Source organism: Actinomyces sp. ph3, from assembly GCF_000308055.1.
Taxonomy (GTDB): Bacteria; Actinomycetota; Actinomycetes; order Actinomycetales; family Actinomycetaceae; genus Pauljensenia.
The window spans coordinates 111,511-132,176 of record NZ_CAGY01000008.1; the positions used below are offsets into that span (position 1 = coordinate 111,511).

Genomic DNA, 20,666 nt, shown 5'->3' on the forward strand with positions numbered 1-20,666 from the left:
CCATGGCAGCTTGTGGATCCGGATCCACAACGGGCGACGGCTCAGAGCCGAGCTTCGAGAAGACCGTCTTCTTTAGTACCGCACCAAATGACGGACTGCGTGACCTCAGCTCCGTCTCCCCTCAGCCCGAAGGCAAGGAAACTTTCAGCGCAGAGGACTCAAAGCTTTACCTCGGCAGCTACTCAGTGCGTTTTGATGGCACATCAAAATCCGTCATGGCCTACACCGACCAAGGCTCATTCCAGTTCACTCTCTTAGGCGCATCGAAACTTCCCCAAACGACCAATGATGGAAAGTCAATCATCAAGATCGACTACAAGTTTGAGAACCATGCAACTGGCGCAAAGGAATCGCCCGATAACGCGCTGCGCTGGGTTTTCTACGCAAGCACATCACCGCTTCCCGGAACTGATGAGGCGAAGGCACTCCTAGCCGGTTCAGGCAAACAGAATGATGTCCCGATTTTTAAGCTTTCCGATGTGGATGCGCAGCTATTGAAGGCCCCCGATACCAGCCAATTTACCTCCGATGACCCGCAGGTGAAGGACGCTCAAGAACCCCAGGGATACAACGGTTTCCAGCCTGAGAATAAGAAGAAGACCTACTCTTCCCTTTTCGTCGCACAGGGAGATCCGAACTCGACCAAGTTCTCCTTAGCGATGTGCACAAACGGTAAGGGACTCACCCCGGATATCTACTGCCAGACCGTCCAACCTCTGGAGGCAACGATCAAATGACCTTCTCACGCTTTTTCACACGCACCATTGCGGCCTTGAGCATTGTCACTCTTGCCTCTTTTGCACTCCCCTCCGCAGCTCGCGCTGACGATTCCGTCAATCAACTCAAGAAGAATGACCCCACCGCATTCGAATGGCTCGAAGGCGTGCAGGAAGTCAATCAGGGCGACAAACTCGTCATCCCCACCAAGGTCAAGCTCGCCGATTTTGAAAAGCGACAGTCGGATGAGGCCGATAGTAAAGGTTCAAGGTTCGCAACCCCATTCGCGGTCTATTCCGACGCGGCATTGGATGTGGATCTAGGGTTTGAGCTCGGCACGTACGGAGCTTATGAAGGTATTTCAATCGCACCTTCGTGGATCACTCTGCGGTCGCGGTCACACGCAAGCGCCCTTGCAGACATCACTGGCTCTTCAGGTTGGGGTTTGCTCCCCATGTACTACCTTGTTCAATACAACGACTTGCAAACCGGCAAGCTTCTTGAACACCCGATTGTTCGCCGCATTCGCGTCAGCGATAAGGGCTTCCTTCCCCGCCCGCAAAACATCTCGGTGGACGAGGAAGACAACGGTACTTTCAGCATATCTTGGGACCCGGTTGAGGGTGCTGACTCCTACTACGTCGTCTTTCTTAATTCCACCGATAAGGACGGAAAGACTAGGCTCAACCCAAAGCTTGTTGCATCAACAAATCAGACCTCGTGGAATTCTGATCAACGAGCTGATGACGAACCCCAACGAGATTGGACTCTGAACGCCGCACTGGATTCATACCTGATCGTCCAGGAAGATTCCAAAGGCAGCTCAAAAGAAGGCTGGCTGACAGACGAGGAGCTTGACCGCATCCTCAACAGCAAGGGAACCCAAGTTTCAGTAATTGCGAAGAAGAACACGAAGATCTCGAAGATGTCCGATTTTATCGACATCGCAAATACCCTTGGAAATACACCTATTCAAATTGCCTCCAACGCACAGCGGCAGCTCGGTCTGGATCGCTGGCAATTCGATAATTTAAGTGAGCTTCCCGCTCAAATCCCCATGACGATGGCCGATGGGCACACTCGTATGCAGACTTTGATTGTCGATCCCGAAAAGAGCTGGGTTGAGAGCTCAAACCCGAAGACGGTCGAGCATCCTCAAGCAAAACTCCACGTCGTCTACCACATCGGAAAGACTCGCTATACCAGCTCCTACGTTGTCAATAACTTCGATCCTTCGACCTACACCGAGGATCTTCAGAAGATGAAGAAGGATCAGGAAGAGGTAAATACCGGTTACTTTGCGCCCAATCTGACCTACACCAAGGAAGTCCCGACGAAGGAATCCAAGGACAATGTGGCGCGCACCTTCCCAGATACCCCCGTGCAGGTGCTGGGGACAACGCCGCTGTCAAAGTACATCGCTGCGAACTTGATGATGGGATACACAAATATCGACCTTTCACAGTTCCCAGAAGCAGAATCTGGCTCACGACTTAAAGAGGCATTGTACGAGGCAAAAGATCAAAACGGTCTGGTTCCCTTCATTATTGGCCAAAAATACTCGCCGACCGACAAGATTCTTCATGTCACTTTGGGAACTGAGGGCGCAACCGATCAGCATCTTGCACCCAAGGATTATTCGGGCCAGATCAATAGCAAGGCCGACCAAGTGGTCGCAGAGATCATCAAGCCCGGAATGGATGAGGAAACCAAGGTCCGAACCATTAACTCCTGGATGATTAACCATGCGACCTACAACTATGACGGGTTGGAAGGAAGCCATAAAGTCTGGCAGAAGACAGGCACTCTGACGCCTGAATACACCCCTGACCACGATTCGGGCGGTATTTTCTTCAAGGGAACAACCGTCTGCGAAGGCTACGCAAACGTCTTCCAGCTCCTGGCGACGAAGTCGGGTCTCAGTTCGGTTGTTGTGACCGGCGATGTCACTCGAACGAATGGCGCTAAAGTTGGACACGCATGGAACCAGGTGAAAGTTAACGGAACCTGGAAGACCGTTGACGTCACATGGAATGACGGTGGCGATTCCGGCGACCCCGCGGTTGAGACAAAGTACCTGATGATCCCGAATAACGATCCGCTTCTGACCAGGAACCGCGTTTGGAGGGATCCTGCACTGAAGAAGATCCTCTAAGGAGATTCGGCCCATACATGAGTGGTGGGGCCTCCCGACAGGGAGGCCCCACCACTGTGTTTCAGCCTCAACTCAGGTACTCACGACCTACACGCGAACGTTCACGAGCGCCACGCTATCCCGTTAGCCGATTGTTTACCAGCTTCCGTAGACTCGCTCAGTATTCTCCGTCAGGCGCTCACACGCTAGCTGCTCTGAAATACCCCAGAGCTCAGCCATAAAGCGCACCGTATATGCCATGACATAGGAAGCATTGGGGCAGCCCCTCCACGGCAAAGGAGTCAAGTAGGGAGCATCCGTCTCGACCAGCACCAGTTCGGGTGGAAGGACTTCAAATGCCTCACGAAGGTTGTCATTCGCCGGATAGCTGATAGGGCCAGCAAAAGAGGCATACCAACCATTCTCAGCCAAGATATCGGCCATCTGCGCATCGCCAGAGAAACAATGGAAAACAATGCGCTGATCCGGACGCGCACACTCACGCAGAAGGGCAATGGAGTCTTCATGAGCATCACGGTCATGAATCTGCAGCGGCAAATCGTGGCGAGCAGCCATTTCGATGTGCGCGCGGAAAGACTCCTTCTGGGCCTCGCGACCGGGATCAGCGGTGCGGAAGTAATCCAAGCCGCTCTCCCCCACGGCAACCACCAGCGGGTCACTCAGGTGTTCCTCTACGGCGGACAAGGCCTCGTCAAGGGGAATATGGTGCTCACGCACCTGCGGAATCAAACCATCGGGGGAAGGATCGGCACAACCTGCGTGCAAGGCGGCCTCGTTCGGGTGGATCGCGAGGGCAACGCGAACACCCTCATTTGCCCGAGCAAGCTCGAGCATCGGATCAAAATCTGGCAGCTCACAGGCGCTGGAAATCATCCGAGTCACGCCTACTTGGCGCGCACGCTCCAGCTGTTCTTCAAGGGGCATCTTGACCCCGTCTGCGCGAGGGATTTCTCCTTCGTGGACGGGAAGATGCGTGTGATTGTCAATGACCGGCAGCGCCAAGGGATTGGGAGGATCCGGCCAGGGACGAGGCTTACGCTTACCCATTGCGCCTCCTCAGTGCTCCCACACGACGGACTCTCGCACCTGTTGTGCGGCCTCGTCCCCCAGAAGCTGGCGGACCAGCTCAAAACCGAGTTCTAGAGCAGTGCCCGCTCCCCTACTGGTCACAATGTTCCCGTCAACAACCACCGGCGTGGTCTCCGCCTGTGCACCTCCCGCGCTCAGAGCGGCCATGAAACCAGGATTTGCAGTGGCGCGCTTGCCCTGAAGAACTCCCAGTTCAGCCAGAATCGAAGGAGCAGCGCAGATCGCAGCAGTCTTTTCTCCGCTCGAGGCGCGACGCGTCAATTCCTCGCATACTCGCTCATTTGCCTTCAGCCCAAGAGTTCCGGGCATACCACCAGGCAGGAAGACCACAGTGTAGGAGGCCAAATCCGCATCCTCAAGCATGAGGTTGGAAACGAGCTTGATTCCATGTGAGCTGACAACGTGACGCTCATTTTCAACCGAAATGAGATCCGCGCGGATTCCCGCTCGATACAAGGCATCGACAACCGCAAGGGCTTCAACTTCCTCGAATCCGGTCGCAAGCAGGACAGCGACACTATCCCTCGTTGCCAGAGTAGTAGGCGTTGGCATAAGTCCTCCTCAGATGGGCAGCCTGACGCGCGGCACGCGCGCTGCATACCTTCAGGGTAACGCAGGCTCGCGCCCGCAGGGCCCGCAGTTACTCTGAACGCAGGGCCTCAACGGGATCTTGGCGAGATGCCCTCGAAGCTGGGATCAAGCCCGCAATAACGGTCAAGCCAACCGAGATCGCCACCAATACCACGGCTGTCAGTGGGGAGAGCTGGGCAATGTTCTTCACCTGGAACCCCTGCTCGGCAATCGCATTGACCAGGCCACAGATCCCGTAGGTCACGCCAACGCCGATGATGCCCGCGATCAGACCTTCGATGAAGGTTTCCGCGTTGAATACCGCAGAAACATTGCCCTTTGAAGCGCCGATCGAGCGAAGAATGCCGATTTCTTTCTTGCGTTCAAGAACCGAAATGTAGGTAATGATCGCAATCATGATCGAGGAGACGACCAGTGAGATCGACACGAAGGCAATGAGCAACCACGAGATCACGTTGACGATCTTCGTCACTGAGCTCATGAGCACACCCATGATATCGGTGTAGGTGATGACTTGATCGGACTTACCGGTGCTTTCCTTGTCAGCGTTGTACTGGTCCAAGACCGCCTTGACGGAATCCTTATCCTTGAAGGACTTCGGGTAAATCGAGATGCTGCTGGGGGACTTCAGGTCAGCCCATCCCAAATCACGCAGGTTGGTCTCAAGCGTGGGAACGTTCGTTGAGAACATCGTCGCCATCAACGCGGCAAGCGACTTCTCATCAAGATTGGATGAGAAGGCCGACGCCATGGCCTCAGGATCAAAGTGGAAGGCACTGCTCATATTCTTTGCGAATTGGCTCATTGTCGCACTGATCTGCTGGCCAATCGTCTCCGAAAGCTGAGTCATCATCTGGGTCATAGCAGTCGCCATGGTCTCTTGAAGAACCTGGCCGATCGCCGCAGATACTCCGCGCATCAGATTGCCGCCAAGCTGCGCGGCGATCTGAGCCGAAATCTGGTTCGCAAGTTCTGTCGATACCTGAGAAGCAACCGAGGCAAGCGCTGGGTCATTTCCAAGTGCTGCTTGCAGGTTTGTCATCAGTTTCTGGCGATCAACAACCTGGTCGGAAGAAACCGCAGCATTGATCTGTTGGATCACCGAGGGCTGAGAGAAGTAGTCAGAAACCAGCGTGGCAAAGTCCGTGGAACCACCCGCGGCAATCTGGTTTTGCGCGTAGTCCTGGAATCCCTGAAGGATCTGACTTGCCTGCGAACTTAAGTATGTTCCAGCGGTATCCTTCACGGCGCCATCCGCCAGCGTCTTACGGATAATCGCTGGGAAGTCAACGTTTTGCAGCTGCGGAACGCTCTTGCTCAGTTCGCCCAGGTTGAGCTTGGAGGGATCGATCTGCACGGCCGAACCATCAGCGGGAACGAGCTTCGAAAGATCGATATTCGACAAATCCATCCCTGATAAATCAAGGTTCGAGAAGTCAAGGCTGGACAGGTCCATTCCGCTGAAATCTAGAGCGGAGAGGTCCATTTGCATGGCGGAAGGATCAATAGAAAACGCCGCAGACAGCTTGTTTTGGTCAACAGTGAACAAGCTGGACATATCAAAACCGCTGGAACGATCTTTCGAGGAATCTGCAAGCTCTTGGAAGGTCTTACCCGTGAACACGTCGGTCTTCGGGTTTGCCCGCTGATCCTTGACGATCTGACTGTCCTCGGCCTCGCGAATAATCTGCTGGGTCAACTCAGGGGTGTAGGCGATACCCTGGCGCAGCGCTCCCCCACGCGAGGAATTCGGCTTCACAATTGCACTAATACGCAGCTCTTGGCCCTCGTCGATCAGTTTCTTCAAGAATTCTCTATCGGAAGAGTGATCCGACCAGACCTTGTAGTTCTCGTCCCACGTGTACTTAGCGGCGGCGTTGATGCGCTTGTACTTAATCCCCAAAATCTTGTCGTAATCGTACGAGGCCGCGGGGGCGTCGCTCGCTGAAGGTGACGGGGTCGGGGTGGCTGAGTTCTTGTCGCCAACGGTCCCCGAGTAGTACTGACGCATCATTTCGTCGAATTCCTTGTGGTCTTTCAGACCCAGGACATACTCCATTAGGTTCGACATATTGCCGTCTTCATCAATGACAAGAACGACCTCAGACGCAGATGTTGGCCAGTGGCCGGCAAGAACATCGTAGGCGGAGGTATATAAAGAGGATTGCTGCGGCATTTGATAGAAGGCGTTGGTGGCCACCAACGAGGACATAGGACTTCCACGGAAGCTCGTTTCCATTCGACTCATCGCTTGGTCAGGGCTGACCTGAATATTGTCCTTTGAGGTATCTGCCTGGAAAATCTGCGGGGTGACATCGTAGTCGTATTCGATGGCATTGACGTAAGAGTTAACCTTTCCGCCGTTTCCATCGAGGAAGGCCTTCAACGAAGCCAAGTCATTCGTCTTCGTATCACGAATATCATCTGCAAGAGTCCTTAGTTTAGAGACCCCAACTTTGCCATCGCTCGGCTTCTCACTGCTAGCGGCTTCCACTTGCGCAGACAGGGCACTGGACATGTCCATCCCGCTCTTTTGAATGGTCAGAGGGTATGCGCCCAAGGTTTCTTCTTCTGTTTGGGCGATGTAAGCATTCGTGCCGTTCGCAAGGGCCAAAATTGCTGCGATACCAATGATTCCGATAGACCCCGCGAAAGAGGTCATCAGGGTACGGCCCTTCTTCGTCATCAAGTTATTAAAGGACAGGGAAAGCGCGGTCAGGAATCCCATTGAGGTACGGCGCACCGGCTTGGCCTCGCGAACTTCTTCAGTACCCGGGACGAAAGGACGCGAATCGGCAATCACTTCACCATCCGCGAGCTCGACAATGCGGGTCGCGTATTGGTGCGCAAGCTCCGGGTTGTGGGTCACCATGATGACCAGACGGTCTTGGGCAACGTCTCGCAGGAGGTCCATGACCTGGACACTGGTCTTTGAATCCAGAGCACCGGTCGGTTCGTCAGCCAAGAGGATTTCAGGGTCATTGATGAGCGCTCGAGCAATAGCGACGCGCTGCATCTGGCCGCCAGAAAGCTGTGAGGGCTTCTTCCCGACGTGCTCGGCAAGCCCGACGCGTTCCAAGGCTTCCATCGCCCGCTTGCGGCGTTTGCCTCGAGAGACACCGGAGAGAGTCAGTGCCAACTCAACGTTGGACAAGATGGTCTGGTGCGGGATCAGGTTGTAGGACTGGAAAACGAAGCCAATGCGGTTGTTTCGGTAGGCGTCCCAATCGCGCGCCTTGTAGTCCTTCGTCGAGATTCCGTCGATGACCAGGTCACCACTTTGGAAGCGGTCCAGGCCGCCAACGACGTTGAGCATCGTCGTTTTACCCGAACCTGACTGGCCCAGAACTGCGACGAATTCGCTATCGCGGAAAGCAACCGAAACGTCATTGAGCGCAACTTGGCGCAGGTTTGCGGTTTCGTAGATCTTGACGATATTTCGCAGCTCAAGCACTGGGATTCCTTCGACCGTTAGTTGCTGACCTTTTTAGGCTAACAAAATCGCTGCGGGAGCGACATCGGGGATTCCCCTGGTTGACGGCCAGAAACCCCGGATCAGTGGGAATTCGATTGCCCCGAGACCAGAAGATTCTCCTCGTTATCAAGTCGAGCAAGAGCTCCTTCTAGGGCTGCTGAAGAGAAGATCCCCTCATCACGAGCCTGAAGAAGAGCATCACGCTGAGCGTGAATCGCTTCAAGTGCCAGCTCACGAATCTGATCGCGAGTGAAGGAACGCTCAACTTCCTCTTCGCTCATTTCCACGGGAGTAGCCTCGTTTTCCCCGTCGGTATCAGGGAGAGGCTCGCTCGAAGCCGGCAAAGAAGGAGCAGATTGTAGGTCGACAACATTGCCCAGACGGGACAGGGTTCGCGAGACTCCAGCAGACAAAAGTGTCTGAGCGTCAACTTCCTTGATTGCCTGTGCCAGAGCCGTATCCACGAGTGCGGAACTCATGACCTGTCGAAGTTCTTCGCGTTCTTCTTCACTGATATCGGCAGAGGCCATCTTGGGCTTGATCAAGCGGATCAGCCACGGCAGCGAAAGCCCTTGAATAACCAGCGCACCAGATGCGATGAAGAGGGCGATCGTCAGAAGGAAGGAACGCATGGGTGCTGCGGAGGAAATCGTTTGTGCTGCGGCAAGAGTGATGGCTCCGCGCATTCCGGACCAGATAATGACACTGGCTTCACGTGGCCCTAGAGGCTCGTTTTCAAAGTAGTCGATATCGGAGCGACGAACAGCATGTTGGCGCTGACGTATTCGTAGACGCCTGCGCCACAGGTTCATGGTCCGAAGCCATTGTTCTTCGCTGAGGTTGCGGCTGGCCAAGACTTCGCTGTCAACTACGCATGCCTGCGCCATTCGATGTTCGAAGGCTTCGAGACGCTCAGCCTCGGCATCATATCGGCGTTTACGATGCTTACGGCGGTGGTCGAGCCAAGTGAGCATGAGTGCGATGAAGAGTGCACGGATCAGCATAATGAGACTGCCCGCAATGACGGCAATCACGGCGGCTCGTGCCAGCCCACCGCCATCTCCATCGGCGTCTTCAATGATGCCAAAAGCCTGCAAGCCCATTGCAAGGAAAATCCCACTCTCAAGCATGAGAGTCATGGTCGACCAGTTCTGCTGCGAAAAACGCCTATTTTGCGCGGAAATCATGCCTGCGCGACGGCCGGAAACAACAAGACCGGCAACGACCGCGGCAACCAATCCCGAGCCACCCACATGCTCGGCAGGGATCGAAGCAATGAAAGGCATTGCAAAGGAAAAGACCGTATCCGTCGACGGATCTTTGATGATCGAACGAATCCGAACCCCCACTTCACCGACGATTAAGCCGACCACAATGGCGATGCCAAGGGCAACGAGGACACGACCCGTGAGCAGTGCGGGATTGAGGGCACCGTTATCGGCGGCAAGCCCAGCGTTCATCGCCGCAGCAAGAAGCACCAGTGAAGTGGCGTCGTTGAAGAGGCCTTCGCCTTCAAGCACTGTAATGATGCGGTGCGAGACGCCGCTGCGCTTGGCAATGGTGATGGCGACCGCGTCGGTGGGAGATAAAACAGCTCCCAGCGCCACGCCCCACGCCAGTGAAATCTGCGGAACCATCCAATTGATGAGAAAACCAATGGCGAATGAGGAGATAAACACCAACGGAATAGCAAGCATTGCCACGGCTTGCATTTCTCGGCGAAAATCCATGGTTGGCATTCGGACCGCTGCTGAAAATAGCAGGGGCGGAAGAATAATTTCCAAGATGATGTGCGGCGCGATTTCGATGGCCCCAACCTGCGGGAGGAAGCCGATCGCAAGCCCAACACCGAGCAGGATCAGCGGTGATGCGACGCCAACTTTGGGGGCAATAAACTGCGTAGCAACAATAATGAGCATCCCCAGCAGCGCGATCATCAACGGTTCCATACATATAGTTTACGGGGGCCGCATGCATATGTCTGGGGCGTGCATATTCATCATCACTATGACAGTCTGAATCTATGCGTATCTTGCGTATTCCGAAGAACTCCACGCTCACGCTCTGTTCCTTCGACACTGAACTTGGAACCATTACATGCGCTGCCTCGGGTGGAGCCTTGAGCGTGCTCTGGATGAGCGGACAGCGCTTCTTTGGTTATCCTTTCGGGATTTCCGAGGCCGAAGCCTCCTCCCCCGTTCATCTTTCCTCTGCAGGAGACATGCGCACGTGGACCTCAAACGGAAGCGCAGTCGGTGATACAAACACAGCCGTTTTAGAACAGGCCTATCAGTGGACACAGGACTTTCTCACGGGCATGAACCCCGATCATTCTGAGATTCCCTTGGCGACCTTTGGAACGGACTTTCAGCTGCGCGTGTGGAATGCGCTTCTGGATATCCCCTACAGAGAATGCGTCACCTACGCAGATATCGCACGAAAGGTCGGCTCACCGCGCGCCTACCAGGCGGTTGGGAGCGCTGTTGGGCACAACCCGCTCTCGCTCATCGTCCCCTGCCACCGCGTGGCCTCGGCCTCGGGCCAGGTCCACTACGGAGGTGGGCCGGCGCGAAAGCTCTACTTGCTGTCGGTAGAATCAAAGGGTTCTCTCCACTAAACCCTTGACGTACGTCAATCTCTACGTATAATTAGACGTGAGATTTCACGTATTTTGGAGGGCGTAATGGCACTGGAGCCTATCGAACCACAGCCCGGCAGTGACCGAGACCCCGCAAATTTCGTCGGCCGCGCTGCAATCACCTCCCAAGCGCGCAAACGCCTACAGGTGGGCGCAAATCTTCTCCTCACCGATCCCAGACGCATGGGTAAGACCTTCTGGATGCATACATTCGCCGCACGAGAGAAGCATTTTCACTGCTACTTCATCGATTACGAGGGCGTCTTCACAGTAAACGACTTCCTCATCCGCACTGCCGACGCACTCGTCAAAGGCGGGAAACTCCCTACGCGGGCATTTCAGAAACTCAAAACGATCTTTGATAACTGCGATATCGAAATCTCAAGCCCCATCACTATTAAGAGCTACCATCGCCAGACATCTCCGCACGTCCTACTCACAGATATTCTGAGCACCCTCGACGGGGAAGAAAACGATGTTATTCCGCTTGTCATGATGGATGAGGTCCCCATGGCGGTGAATAACATTGCCGAACGCGAAGGCGCCGGAGCTGCCGAAGAAATCCTCCAGACACTGCGCGCACTTCGCCAAAAGACCACGCGCGTGCGATGGATCGTCACAGGGTCCGTCGGCTTCCATCATGTTCTACGCAAAACCAATATGACGCAGGGAGTCTTGAACGATCTTGAATCATTACCGCTCGGGCCTCTCCCCCGTGACGAGGCCAACGAGCTTGCACGCCGCTTGCTCCTAGGCGTGGGACAAGAGCCCCTCGATGATGTCGTTAATGAGCTCATCGCGGTAAGCGGAGGAATTCCATTCCTCCTACACAAACTCGTGGGCGCACTCGCACAGAGGTGCTACACCGCTTTTTCTCCCAGCGATGTCCGCGAATGCTTCGAAAACTTCATTGATGACCCCGATGAATTCCGTTGGTTCGAGCACTACCTCACGCGCGTGAGGCCACACTATGGCGAGCACGCACAAGTCGCCGATCAGATCCTGCGACAGACGCTTTCTCAGACGAATGAGTGGATTCCCATCGATTCATTGACGCAAGGCGAGGAATTCTCCGACGTCCTTGAGGATCTCATCAAGGATCATTATTTGGAGCGCCGAGGCCGCTCAGTACGCTGGCGATATCCCGCACTGCAATACATTTGGGCACGTAAGAAGGGAGCCTGGGACCGACGATGACTAGTCTCTCGTTTGCTTGCTTTACCCCTTCCCTCATGCCCGAGAATCTTCTCGAGCGCACATTTGTCGCGCGTGAGCCAATTTTGAAGACCATCATGAAGCGCGTTGAGAAGCTTGGGAAAACACCAAGTCCGAATCACACGCTGCTTGTCGGGTCTTACGGCGTGGGTAAAACACACCTCATCTCCTTGGCGTATCACCGCAGTGTCAAGCTTGCTGATGGTCAAAGAAATACTTCCTTGCGCATCGCGCGTCTGCCCGAAACTCCGTGGAGGATCACCTCATACGTGCGTCTTCTTGCCGCGATTCTCAACCAGTTCTCCCCCACTGAGATGAAGAGCGCGGACGAGATTTCCCTCGAGGCGCAACTCCGCGGCAGTATCCGCGTCGACGGCCCCATTGTGGTCTTCATGGAGAACGTTAGTCAGATCTTCGAAGCACTTGGACAGGACGGGCAACAGAGGCTGCGGAGTTTGCTTCAAACCGAAACGGGCATTCTCATTATCGGAAGCACCACACGCCTCGATCGCAGCCTGAGCGATCACGCTTCGCCCTTCTTTGGCTTTTTCGACACGATTCGACTCGAGCCTTTCACTCCTGAAGAAGCACGCGAAATGCTCAGTACTCTGGCGCATGAAGCAGAGAACGCCGAACTGGCTGAGTACGCATCAGGCCCTGATATGATGGTTCAAATCCGCACCATCACTCACCTCACAGGCGGCGTGCCACGAGTGTGGGCAATGCTTGGCAGCACTCTGGACGCCGCTGACTTTGAAGGCCTCAGCACACTGCTCCTCGCTCGGATTGACGCTTTCACCCCGTATTACCAGGAACAACTGGCTCAGCTCTCCCCTCTGCAGCGCCTCGTCATGGCGGAACTCGTAGCCGCCAATCACCCATTGCCCGTGAAAGATCTTGCTGAGCGCGTGGGTTCGGAGCAGCGCACCGTCGCCAAAGCCATCAGCGATCTCAGCGAACGAGCATGGATCAAACCGGTTTCAACTCTCTTTACGGATCTCCTTGATCAACGTCGGAGCTACTATGATCTGGTAGATCCTCTTGCCCGACTGGTGCTTCAGCTCAAGGATTCAGACACGCTACTGTTACCTTCGATAGTGCATTTCCTTGAGACATGGTTTGGCACCGAAGGACTGACCGCTTCTTCCTCGTTTGAATTGCTTGGAGAGGTCGAAGATGCACTTGCATCGGCTGCACAGGGGGACGCGGAGCCGATGATGGCACTCCCCAGCACCGCGCGCGAGGCAATCGAGATCAAAGTGTGTGATGTGGAGGGGATTTCCTCGGCACGCCTGAATCTCCTTGCGAAAGCCGCGAAAGGGGCAGATCTTCTTCCCTCCAAAGACATCATCGAATGGCTCGCCCGCGCGGAACGTCTTGACCACGAGCTGCAGTCCACCCAAAGCCGACTCACGTTGGTACGTTGGCTTGCCGCCTCACATCACTTTGAGGAGGCCGAGGCCGCCTTGGGGACAATTACTTCCGCACAGGAGGCTCAGGAAGGCGCGCGGGCACTGAGCGACGCTCACCAAGCCCGCAACTAGCCCATCTAAAGCCAGCCCAAGACGAAACTACTTGTTCTCGGTAGAGTCCGGTAAGGCCTCGGCAATCTGCTCGGCGACCAAGTCCTCATCGACGGGGAGTTGAGTGCGCGCATAGGCGGCAGCGTCATCGTGGACATCAACGATTTCCTCGGCAGCCGAACTGGCATCGCGGCGCAACTCGACGCCATCAACGACGGAGGCGCGTGCAAGCGTACGGGCCTCTACCCGGTCCTCGTCCGTGAACTCGAGATCATCAGCATGCTTACGGACAAGAAGGCGAATAAGCTTGCGGCGCAGGTTTTCCTCGCGCACGACGGCTGAACGCTCACGCAGCCAGCCGACTGCCAAAATAATCAAGAGAACAACACCCAACCAACCGATGACCGGATACATCATGCCGATGAGCTTCTTGAATCCCATGAAGGAAGCCGCGTAGCCAGCTGCTACTACTCCAATGAGCACCAGACGCATTCGTGAGGTCGACCCGCCAGAAAAACGACGAGCTGTCGAATAGAACAGGGAGAATGCGGTGTTATAGATCAGCGCAAAAATCACAAGGGTATATCCGAAAGCGAATATCGGATGAATCGAGCGTGCTATCGCAAGAGCCGGGACGTTTACATCCCAGATACGATCCACATTCAGATACAGAGCAAGCGCATCCGCACCGAGGACAAGGGCGATCAGCACGCCACCGATACGACCGGCACGACGCGCTTCACCAATGCGCAAGATTGAGCCACCGAGGACGAAGGCCATAGCAATACCACCGACAACACACAGTGCGAAATAGTTAATCGTCGCCAGCCACAGATTCGGCAGTGCGGGAGTGACGTTACGCGCTGCAGCGTTAAGTTCCGCAATTCCCGCATGCGGAGTCACCAGTGAATAGATGGCTAAAACGGCAATCGCAATCATGATGATGGGCGTGAACACCCCGATCACATTCATGATCCTGTCAAAATCCAGGAATGCCGTGAGAATGACAAGCAAGGCACACAGTAAGCTGCCCGCCCATGTGGGCACTCCGAATTGCTGCTGGAGGTTCGCTCCAGCTCCCGCCAACATCACGAAGCCCATAGTGAAGGCAGAGAAGATCAGCACCACATCAATGACGCGACGCAACACCGGATGAGTGATGCGTTCGAAGACCTCGTCGTGATTATCTGAACGGAAGTACGAGCCAAGCTGCAGGGCAACAACGCCGAAAATCACGTTCAGCACACCCAAGGCTACGATTCCGATCAAACCCTTGGCACCAAAAGCAAGGAAATATTGCAGGAGATCTTGGCCGCTGGCCAAACCTGCGCCGACTATCACTCCCACATACGCAAAAGCCACCGAGAGGTATTTCTTAGTCATTGTCTTCTTCCGATTGCCAATAAATATCACGGCCAAGGCCTATTTTCACCGTACAGGGTGAACTACTAGGCCGCAGAATTATGTCGACTGGATCAGAAAAGAAGAAAGAAAGAAAGCTACGAGTTCGTTCGAATGGGGAAACTACTTGCTGTCCGTGGAATCCGGCAAGGCCTCGGCGATCTGCTCGGCGACCAAGTCCTCATCGACGGGGAGCTGAGTGCGCGCATAGGCGGCAGCGTCGTCTTGAGTTGCGACGATTTGTTCTGCGATTGAATCAGCATCGCGGCGCAAACTGGTCGTATCAACGACCGAGGCGCGCGCAAGGGTCTGGGCCTCGGCACGATCGGCGTCCGTGTACTCAAGGTCCTCGGCATGCTTGCGTACCTGCACGCGGATTAGCTTGCGGCGCAGATTTTCTTCGCGGATTACCGAGGCGCGGTGGTGCAGCCACGCGATGGCAAGGACCACAAGGAGGGCGATTCCCAGGTAGCCGATGATCGGATACATTCCGCCAACCAATTTCTTGAATCCCATCAGTGAATTCGCATAACCTGTAGCGGTCACCCCTGTCAGAATCACTCGCATGCGCTGATCCGAGCCGCCGGAGAAGCGTCGAGCTGTTGAGTAGAACAGGGAAAAGACCGTGTTGTAAATCAGGGCGAAAATGATCAGCGTATACAGGAGCGCGAAGGCCGGATGAATGCGCCGGGCGATCTCCAAAGTCGGCACTCCCACATCCCAGATGCGATCCATGTTGAGGAAAAGCGTCACCGCATCGGCCGCAATAACCAGTGCAATCAGCGCGCCACCCAAGCTCCCAGCCTTGCGTGCCACATCGATGCGCAGGACGGAACCGCCAAGAACGAAAGCCATTGCAATACCGTTGACCACGCAGAGTGCGAAGTAGTTGATTGTCGAGAGCCACAGGTTCGGCAGCGCGGGGGTGACGTTTTGGGCTGCAGCGTTGAGCTCGGTGATGCCTGGATGCGGGCGCGCAAGCGAGTAGATCGTCAAAATACTGATGGCAACAATGATCATCGGCGTGAAGACGCCGATGACTTTCATGATGCGATCAAAATCAAGGAAGGCAGTGACGACAACCAGAACTGCACAGATCGCACTTCCCGCCCATGCCGGGATTCCAAACTGTTGTTCCAGGTTCGCTCCCGCGCCTGAGAGCATGACGACGCCCATCGCAATGCCCGAAAAGACCAGAACAACATCGATTATGCGACGGACCAGTGGCGGGGCTATGCGCTCAAAGACTTCATCGTAGTGGCCCGAACGGTAATAGGACCCGAGCTGCAGGGCCACAACGCCGAAGACAATGTTGAGAACGCCCAGGACGGCAATGCCGATCAGGCCCTTTGCTCCGAAAGAGAGGAAGTACTGCAGAAGGTCTTGACCACTGGCAAGGCCCGCACCGATAACGACGCCAACGTAAGCGAATGCGACAGAAAGGTACTGTTTGGGCACGCTTACTTCCCTTCGAGAAGCTGAATCGGCGGACGGGGAGCATTGACCTGGTTGATCAGGGCCTCGCTATCTGCGTAGCCCAAGCAGAAACCGGTGATCAGCTTGTAGTGCTGGGGAATCTCAAATTCCTGCTCGGCCGGGCCACGCCATGTGGAGAGAATTCCGATCGCGCACGAATCCACACCATGCGCTTTTGCTGAAAGGAAGAGTGTTTGGAGCATGAGGCCCGCATCCATCGCACTCCACGGCAGCATTTTTTCGTGTACGAATACAAAGCCCATGACGGGCGCATCAAAAGCTGTCACGTTTCTGCGGTTTGCAGCGTCGCGCCCCTCATGATCGCTGCGTTCAATGCCATAGGCGCCATATACACACTTGGCGATTTCAACTTGAGCTGGGCGAAGCTCGCGGGGGTAAGGCTTCCAGACGGGAAAATCACCGTCGGGTAGTTCGCGTCGCAGGGCAGTTCTTGCCAGCGCGAAGGGCTTGCGGTGTTGAATATCCAGGGTTTGATCGAATCGACGCACGTATTCTTTGCGCAGGCGATCCGCGCGCTCCCCCGTTGCCAATGCAATGCGGAAGGCACGAGTGTTGGACCAACTGGGGGCTGTTGTTGCGTCCTTGAGGATCGCGTCCAAGATGTCCCGTGGAATCTGCTGATCCGTGTATGCGCGGATTGAGCGGCGCGAGGCCGCGAGCGCGGAGAAGTCAGGGGCAGCGAAATCGGTAGCGTCGGTTGTCACTGTTCAAGCGTAGCGTGGAGCTGTCTCGATGGGAGCTCGTTCCACGCGACGCTCCCGCACCTTCCCTGCCCTTTTGTCACACGAAGTCGTGAAAAGACACATGCTATAACGCATGACATTTACCGACTTCATGTGGAGGGAGCGGTGCGGAGCGCAGCTTCGTGCCCAGCGCAGCTTCGTGTGGAGGGAGCACCTAGGGCCGCGGCGACTATCAGGCCAGCGCGGCCTCGAAAGCCTTGATGTCCTCTTCGGGGGTTCCCCACGAAGTGCAGAAGCGCGCCAAGAGGCGACCATCGGGCAGTGTCTCCCAGATGCCATAGCGGACCTTTCGCGACAAACGCTCGTGTCCGGCCTGATCGAGGGCGACGAAAGTGAGGTTCGTCGGAGAATCCATGGTGACAACATATCCCGCGCGGATCAGAGCCTCGCGGATTCGCTTAGTGGCGGCAACGCCGGGAGCACCCAAAGTCAGGTAGAGGTCATCCTCAAACAGGGCCTCGAACTGGACGCCCAAGAGCCGGCCCTTAGCAAGTAGCGCACCATGTTGCTTCATCTGCGTGACGAATTGGCGGATCGAGCCACCGTCGGGGATCACCACGGCCTCGCCGAAAAGAGTTCCGCACTTGGTGCCACCGATGTAGAAGACATCGGATAGCCGCGCCAAGTCAGCCATTGAGACGTCATTCGCCGGCGAGGTGAGGGCGTAGGCTAAGCGCGCACCGTCGACGAAAAGCTTGAGGCCGTGCTCGTGGCATGCAGCGGAGAGTTCTTCCAGTTCTTTTAAGGAATACAGCGTTCCATATTCGGTGGGCTGCGAGATGTAGACCAATGTGGGGGCGATCATATGGTCGCGCGCACCATCGCCTTCCCATGCTGAATAAATCCGCTTGACATCAGCCGCGTTGATTTTTCCGTCTTTCGCGGGGATGTCAAGGATCTTGTGTCCGCCGCGCTCAACGATGCCCGCCTCGTGCATGTTGATGTGTCCGGTGTGGGGAGCAATGACTCCCTGCCAGGGCAGCAAGATCGCGTCAATGATCGTCGCGTTTGTTTGGGTTCCACCGACCAGAAAATGAACGTCTGCGTTGGGGGCATCGCAGGCCTCGCGGATCAGGTCGCGCGCATGCTCGCAGTGCTCGTCGGTACCGTAACCGCTTGATTGCTCCATATTGGTGGCGACCAAGGCGTCCAATACTTTTTGGTGAGCGCCTTCTTGATAGTCACTGGAGAAATTCGGGATCACAGCGGGATTAGTCATTGCACAATTATTGCACGCTTTTTACCTTAGGAATAACGCGTCGAGCACACACCCACATCTATCATGGTGGCCAGGTAAAGACGCCGCCAGACCGCTAAAGGACACCACTCATGCCGCATGATCACAGTCCGCACACTGCTTCACTCAACCGCGATTCTAAAGACTATTGGAACAAACGCGCGGCAACGTTTACCCGTTATGCGACCGAAGACTATGAACTCTGGCTCATGGATCTACTCTCCCCCGCACCCGGCAACACGATTTTGGATATGGGCTGCGCGACGGGCACTCTTGCCGTTCCCCTTGCCAGGGCCGGCCACCGAGTCCACGCGTGTGATTTTGCCGAGGCCATGCTGACTATCCTCGATCAGCGCGCCGCCGCCGAAAACCTTCCTATTACCTCGCATCTGCTTGCCTGGGATGAAGACTGGAGCCAGGCCGGTTTGGGAATGAACAGCGTCGACTGCGCTTTCGCATCACGCTCCCTGATGAGCGATCACACTCTCAGCCGCATCTCAAAGCTTGACGCCACAGCGAGAGTCAAGGCTGCCGTAGTCGTCCCAAACAGTCTTCCGCCATCGTCGGATCCCAGGCTCTTGACCTACCTCGGTCGCAAAGCGAAGCGGCCCAGCACCGTCCCCGAGGTCATCCGCGCCCTGCGTTATCTCGGCCGCACTCCTGTCACAGCCACGACGAATACCTATCGGCCGATGCGCTTCAATTCCTTTGACGAGGCCAGGGCCGATCTGCGTCGTTTAGCGCGATCCGAGCCTTTCACTCCGCGTGAACAGCGTTTGTTCGACGCCTATGCACGCGATCATTTCATTGAGGTTCCATCAGTGCAGCCCACGAACGTTCTTTCTGAGGATCACAGCGATTCGCCTCAGACACATTCACCCCAGACACAGTGGGTTTTGAATTACCCTCTCCCCGTGGTTTGGACTTTCATTGGTTGGCGTACTGATGGAAGCGAATGGGAGTAACAAGCGAGAATAAAGTTTTCCCCAAAGACATTGCTGTCTTTGGGGAATAGCTTCGCAGAGAAAATCACTTCATAATTTGCGCGACAAGCTCTTGCAGATCCGGAATGACGGTCTGGTCAAACCAGGGGTTCTTCTTCATCCAGATTTGGTTACGGGGCGATGGGTGCACGAGCGGGAAGAACTCCGGTAGGTAGTCGTGGTAGTCCTTGACGACCTGCGTGAGCGAGGCCGAGGACTTGAGCTGCAGATAGCGCTTTGTCGCGTAGGAACCGACCAGAATAGTGAGCTTCAGATCGGGCATGAGCTCGAGCAGGCGCGGGTGCCACTTGTCCGCGAAGTCTTTGCGCGGGGGCAGGTCACCGCTCTTTCCGGTGCCCGGGAAGTAGAAGTCCATGGGGACAATGGCCAGTTTCCCCGAGTTATAGAAGGTCTCACGGTCGATCCCCATCCATTCGCGAAGGCGATCACCGCTGCGGTCGTTCCAGACGATGCCGCTTTCTTCGGCAACGCGGCCGGGAGCTTGGCCGACGATCATGATCCGGCATTCGGGTCCAGCGAAGAAGAGCGGATCGATGCCCCGCTTTGTAAATGAGGCGTTTTCCGGGTCCTTCCGGATTTCCTCTGCGATTGCTTTGAACCTCGGATCAGTAATCTCAGGAGTCATATTTTCACTCTAGACCCGTTTCTATTCGCCTGCAGCGGCCACTACGAAGCTTAGACGCCTTAAATTGACGGCCGCTTCCACGTTCCCAAGATGTCAGTGTTGACAATCCCGATCGCACTCATCAAAGCCAGTGCGGTGACCGGCCCGACGAAAACGAAGCCTCGACGTTTGAGCTGGGCTGAGAGAGCGCGGGATTCTTCCGTTTGTGCGGGCACTTCCTGTGCACACCTCGGCTGAGGCTGCCTACTGGGTTGGTAGAGCCAGACGAACTCACCCAAGTGGCGTGGGTAGGATTGCCGAGGCCGAAGCAGGTGCGTAAGCGGTGCATCCCCCATCCGCCCGGCACGGTGTGCGTCAGCTTCGGCAGCCAGAGCACCGCGAAGCGCGATGACTGCCTGCGCATTGGTAATGGCCGCGTCGATCTTCCGCCTATTTCGCACGATCCCCGCGTCGCGCATTAAACGCTCGCGGTCTTTGTCGGTGAAGGCGGCGACGGCCTCGGGAATGAAGGAAGCGAAGGCGTTGCGAAAGGCCTCGCGTTTCTTAAGGACCGTCGACCACGAGAGGCCAGATTGGAAGCTCTCAAGGACAAGGCGCTCGAAGACACCCTGCTCGGAGGTAACCGGTTTCCCCCACTCAGTGTCGTAGTAGTCGCGTAAGAGCGGGTCAGTCGCAGCCCAGGTCGGGCGGACAAGGCCGTCCTCGCAGGCGACGAGGCCTTCGGGAATAGTCACGGTCACCTCTTCAAGCAGCGCG

The 20,666-nt window shown here is 55.8% G+C and carries 16 protein-coding genes; 6 read left to right on the forward strand and 10 right to left on the reverse strand.

Annotated features, from left to right (window positions below; genetic code table 11):
• Positions 1-2: 2 nt before the first annotated feature.
• Positions 3-737: a hypothetical protein gene (locus HGAS_RS07990; protein ID WP_019127278.1), complete on the forward strand. Its 735-nt coding sequence runs from the start codon at positions 3-5 to the stop codon at positions 735-737.
• Positions 734-2,872 carry a transglutaminase domain-containing protein gene (locus HGAS_RS07995; protein WP_019127279.1) on the forward strand — a complete coding sequence of 713 codons (2,139 nt, stop codon included), beginning with the start codon at positions 734-736 and terminating at the stop codon, positions 2,870-2,872. The genes HGAS_RS07990 and HGAS_RS07995 overlap by 4 nt, the downstream gene beginning before the upstream one ends.
• Before the next feature lie 135 nt (positions 2,873-3,007).
• Here the strand turns inward: HGAS_RS07995 and HGAS_RS08000 are convergent, their stop codons facing one another.
• The 4 genes from HGAS_RS08000 to HGAS_RS08015 form a co-directional block, all read right to left on the reverse strand.
• Positions 3,008-3,919 carry a TatD family hydrolase gene (locus HGAS_RS08000; protein ID WP_019127280.1) on the reverse strand — a complete coding sequence of 304 codons (912 nt, stop codon included), beginning with the start codon at positions 3,917-3,919 and terminating at the stop codon, positions 3,008-3,010.
• A gap of 9 nt (positions 3,920-3,928) precedes the next feature.
• Positions 3,929-4,513, reverse strand: a complete 585-nt coding sequence (locus HGAS_RS08005) for a DJ-1 family glyoxalase III (protein WP_019127281.1) — start codon at positions 4,511-4,513, stop codon at positions 3,929-3,931.
• Positions 4,514-4,601: 88 nt separating this feature from the next.
• Positions 4,602-8,006: an ABC transporter ATP-binding protein/permease gene (locus tag HGAS_RS08010; RefSeq protein WP_019127282.1), complete on the reverse strand. Its 3,405-nt coding sequence runs from the start codon at positions 8,004-8,006 to the stop codon at positions 4,602-4,604.
• 101 nt (positions 8,007-8,107) lie between these two features.
• Positions 8,108-9,976, reverse strand: coding sequence for a cation:proton antiporter (locus HGAS_RS08015; RefSeq protein WP_026066730.1), 1,869 nt, complete (start codon positions 9,974-9,976; stop codon positions 8,108-8,110).
• Between the two features lie 74 nt (positions 9,977-10,050).
• On the opposite strand from HGAS_RS08015, the gene HGAS_RS08020 reads away from it, so the two are divergent.
• From HGAS_RS08020 to HGAS_RS08655, 3 genes are all read left to right on the forward strand, one after another.
• The gene (locus tag HGAS_RS08020; RefSeq protein WP_019127284.1) at positions 10,051-10,644 is read left to right on the forward strand and encodes a methylated-DNA--[protein]-cysteine S-methyltransferase; all 594 of its coding nucleotides are present in this window, start codon (positions 10,051-10,053) and stop codon (positions 10,642-10,644) included.
• A 66-nt stretch (positions 10,645-10,710) separates the two neighbouring features.
• On the forward strand, positions 10,711-11,862 hold the full coding sequence (locus HGAS_RS08025) for a hypothetical protein (RefSeq protein WP_019127285.1): 1,152 nt from the start codon (positions 10,711-10,713) through the stop codon (positions 11,860-11,862).
• Positions 11,859-13,424, forward strand: coding sequence for an ATP-binding protein (locus HGAS_RS08655; protein ID WP_148331400.1), 1,566 nt, complete (start codon positions 11,859-11,861; stop codon positions 13,422-13,424). The genes HGAS_RS08025 and HGAS_RS08655 overlap by 4 nt, the downstream gene beginning before the upstream one ends.
• Positions 13,425-13,451: 27 nt before the next feature.
• Here the strand turns inward: HGAS_RS08655 and HGAS_RS08035 are convergent, their stop codons facing one another.
• The 4 genes from HGAS_RS08035 to HGAS_RS08050 all read right to left on the reverse strand — a co-directional run bounded on the left by HGAS_RS08035 (position 13,452) and on the right by HGAS_RS08050 (position 18,263).
• Complete coding sequence (locus HGAS_RS08035) at positions 13,452-14,786, reverse strand: membrane protein (RefSeq protein ID WP_019127287.1); 1,335 nt, start codon at positions 14,784-14,786, stop codon at positions 13,452-13,454.
• A 141-nt stretch (positions 14,787-14,927) separates the two neighbouring features.
• A complete protein-coding gene (locus tag HGAS_RS08040) occupies positions 14,928-16,262 on the reverse strand; it encodes a membrane protein (RefSeq protein ID WP_019127288.1) in 1,335 nt (444 codons plus the stop codon).
• A 2-nt stretch (positions 16,263-16,264) separates the two neighbouring features.
• A complete protein-coding gene (locus HGAS_RS08045; protein WP_019127289.1) occupies positions 16,265-17,005 on the reverse strand; it encodes a nitroreductase family protein in 741 nt (246 codons plus the stop codon).
• A 211-nt stretch (positions 17,006-17,216) separates the two neighbouring features.
• Complete coding sequence (locus HGAS_RS08050) at positions 17,217-18,263, reverse strand: threonine aldolase family protein (RefSeq protein ID WP_026066731.1); 1,047 nt, start codon at positions 18,261-18,263, stop codon at positions 17,217-17,219.
• A gap of 110 nt (positions 18,264-18,373) precedes the next feature.
• Between HGAS_RS08050 and HGAS_RS08055 the strand changes: the two genes are divergently transcribed.
• The gene (locus tag HGAS_RS08055) at positions 18,374-19,246 is read left to right on the forward strand and encodes a class I SAM-dependent methyltransferase (RefSeq protein WP_019127291.1); all 873 of its coding nucleotides are present in this window, start codon (positions 18,374-18,376) and stop codon (positions 19,244-19,246) included.
• A gap of 64 nt (positions 19,247-19,310) precedes the next feature.
• Here HGAS_RS08055 and HGAS_RS08060 read toward each other — a convergent pair whose 3' ends face one another.
• Both HGAS_RS08060 and HGAS_RS08065 read right to left on the reverse strand, forming a co-directional pair.
• The gene (locus HGAS_RS08060; RefSeq protein ID WP_019127292.1) at positions 19,311-19,910 is read right to left on the reverse strand and encodes a uracil-DNA glycosylase family protein; all 600 of its coding nucleotides are present in this window, start codon (positions 19,908-19,910) and stop codon (positions 19,311-19,313) included.
• A 59-nt stretch (positions 19,911-19,969) separates the two neighbouring features.
• Positions 19,970-20,644 (reverse strand): DNA-3-methyladenine glycosylase I, encoded by a 675-nt coding sequence (locus HGAS_RS08065; RefSeq protein ID WP_019127293.1) that lies wholly within the window; start codon positions 20,642-20,644, stop codon positions 19,970-19,972.
• Positions 20,645-20,666 lie beyond the last annotated feature (22 nt).

What these genes read in the sequence shown, in the direction of transcription:
- HGAS_RS07990 (WP_019127278.1), top strand. Translation starts at nt 3, where the DNA reads ATGGCAGCTTGTGGATCCGGATCCACAACGGGCGACGGCTCAGAGCCG.
- HGAS_RS07995 (WP_019127279.1), top strand. Translation starts at nt 734, where the DNA reads ATGACCTTCTCACGCTTTTTCACACGCACCATTGCGGCCTTGAGCATT.
- HGAS_RS08000 (WP_019127280.1), bottom strand. Translation starts at nt 3,919, where the DNA reads ATGGGTAAGCGTAAGCCTCGTCCCTGGCCGGATCCTCCCAATCCCTTG.
- HGAS_RS08005 (WP_019127281.1), bottom strand. Translation starts at nt 4,513, where the DNA reads ATGCCAACGCCTACTACTCTGGCAACGAGGGATAGTGTCGCTGTCCTG.
- HGAS_RS08015 (WP_026066730.1), bottom strand. Translation starts at nt 9,976, where the DNA reads ATGGAACCGTTGATGATCGCGCTGCTGGGGATGCTCATTATTGTTGCT.
- HGAS_RS08020 (WP_019127284.1), top strand. Translation starts at nt 10,051, where the DNA reads ATGCGTATCTTGCGTATTCCGAAGAACTCCACGCTCACGCTCTGTTCC.
- HGAS_RS08025 (WP_019127285.1), top strand. Translation starts at nt 10,711, where the DNA reads ATGGCACTGGAGCCTATCGAACCACAGCCCGGCAGTGACCGAGACCCC.
- HGAS_RS08655 (WP_148331400.1), top strand. Translation starts at nt 11,859, where the DNA reads ATGACTAGTCTCTCGTTTGCTTGCTTTACCCCTTCCCTCATGCCCGAG.
- HGAS_RS08035 (WP_019127287.1), bottom strand. Translation starts at nt 14,786, where the DNA reads ATGACTAAGAAATACCTCTCGGTGGCTTTTGCGTATGTGGGAGTGATA.
- HGAS_RS08050 (WP_026066731.1), bottom strand. Translation starts at nt 18,263, where the DNA reads ATGACTAATCCCGCTGTGATCCCGAATTTCTCCAGTGACTATCAAGAA.
- HGAS_RS08055 (WP_019127291.1), top strand. Translation starts at nt 18,374, where the DNA reads ATGCCGCATGATCACAGTCCGCACACTGCTTCACTCAACCGCGATTCT.
- HGAS_RS08060 (WP_019127292.1), bottom strand. Translation starts at nt 19,910, where the DNA reads ATGACTCCTGAGATTACTGATCCGAGGTTCAAAGCAATCGCAGAGGAA.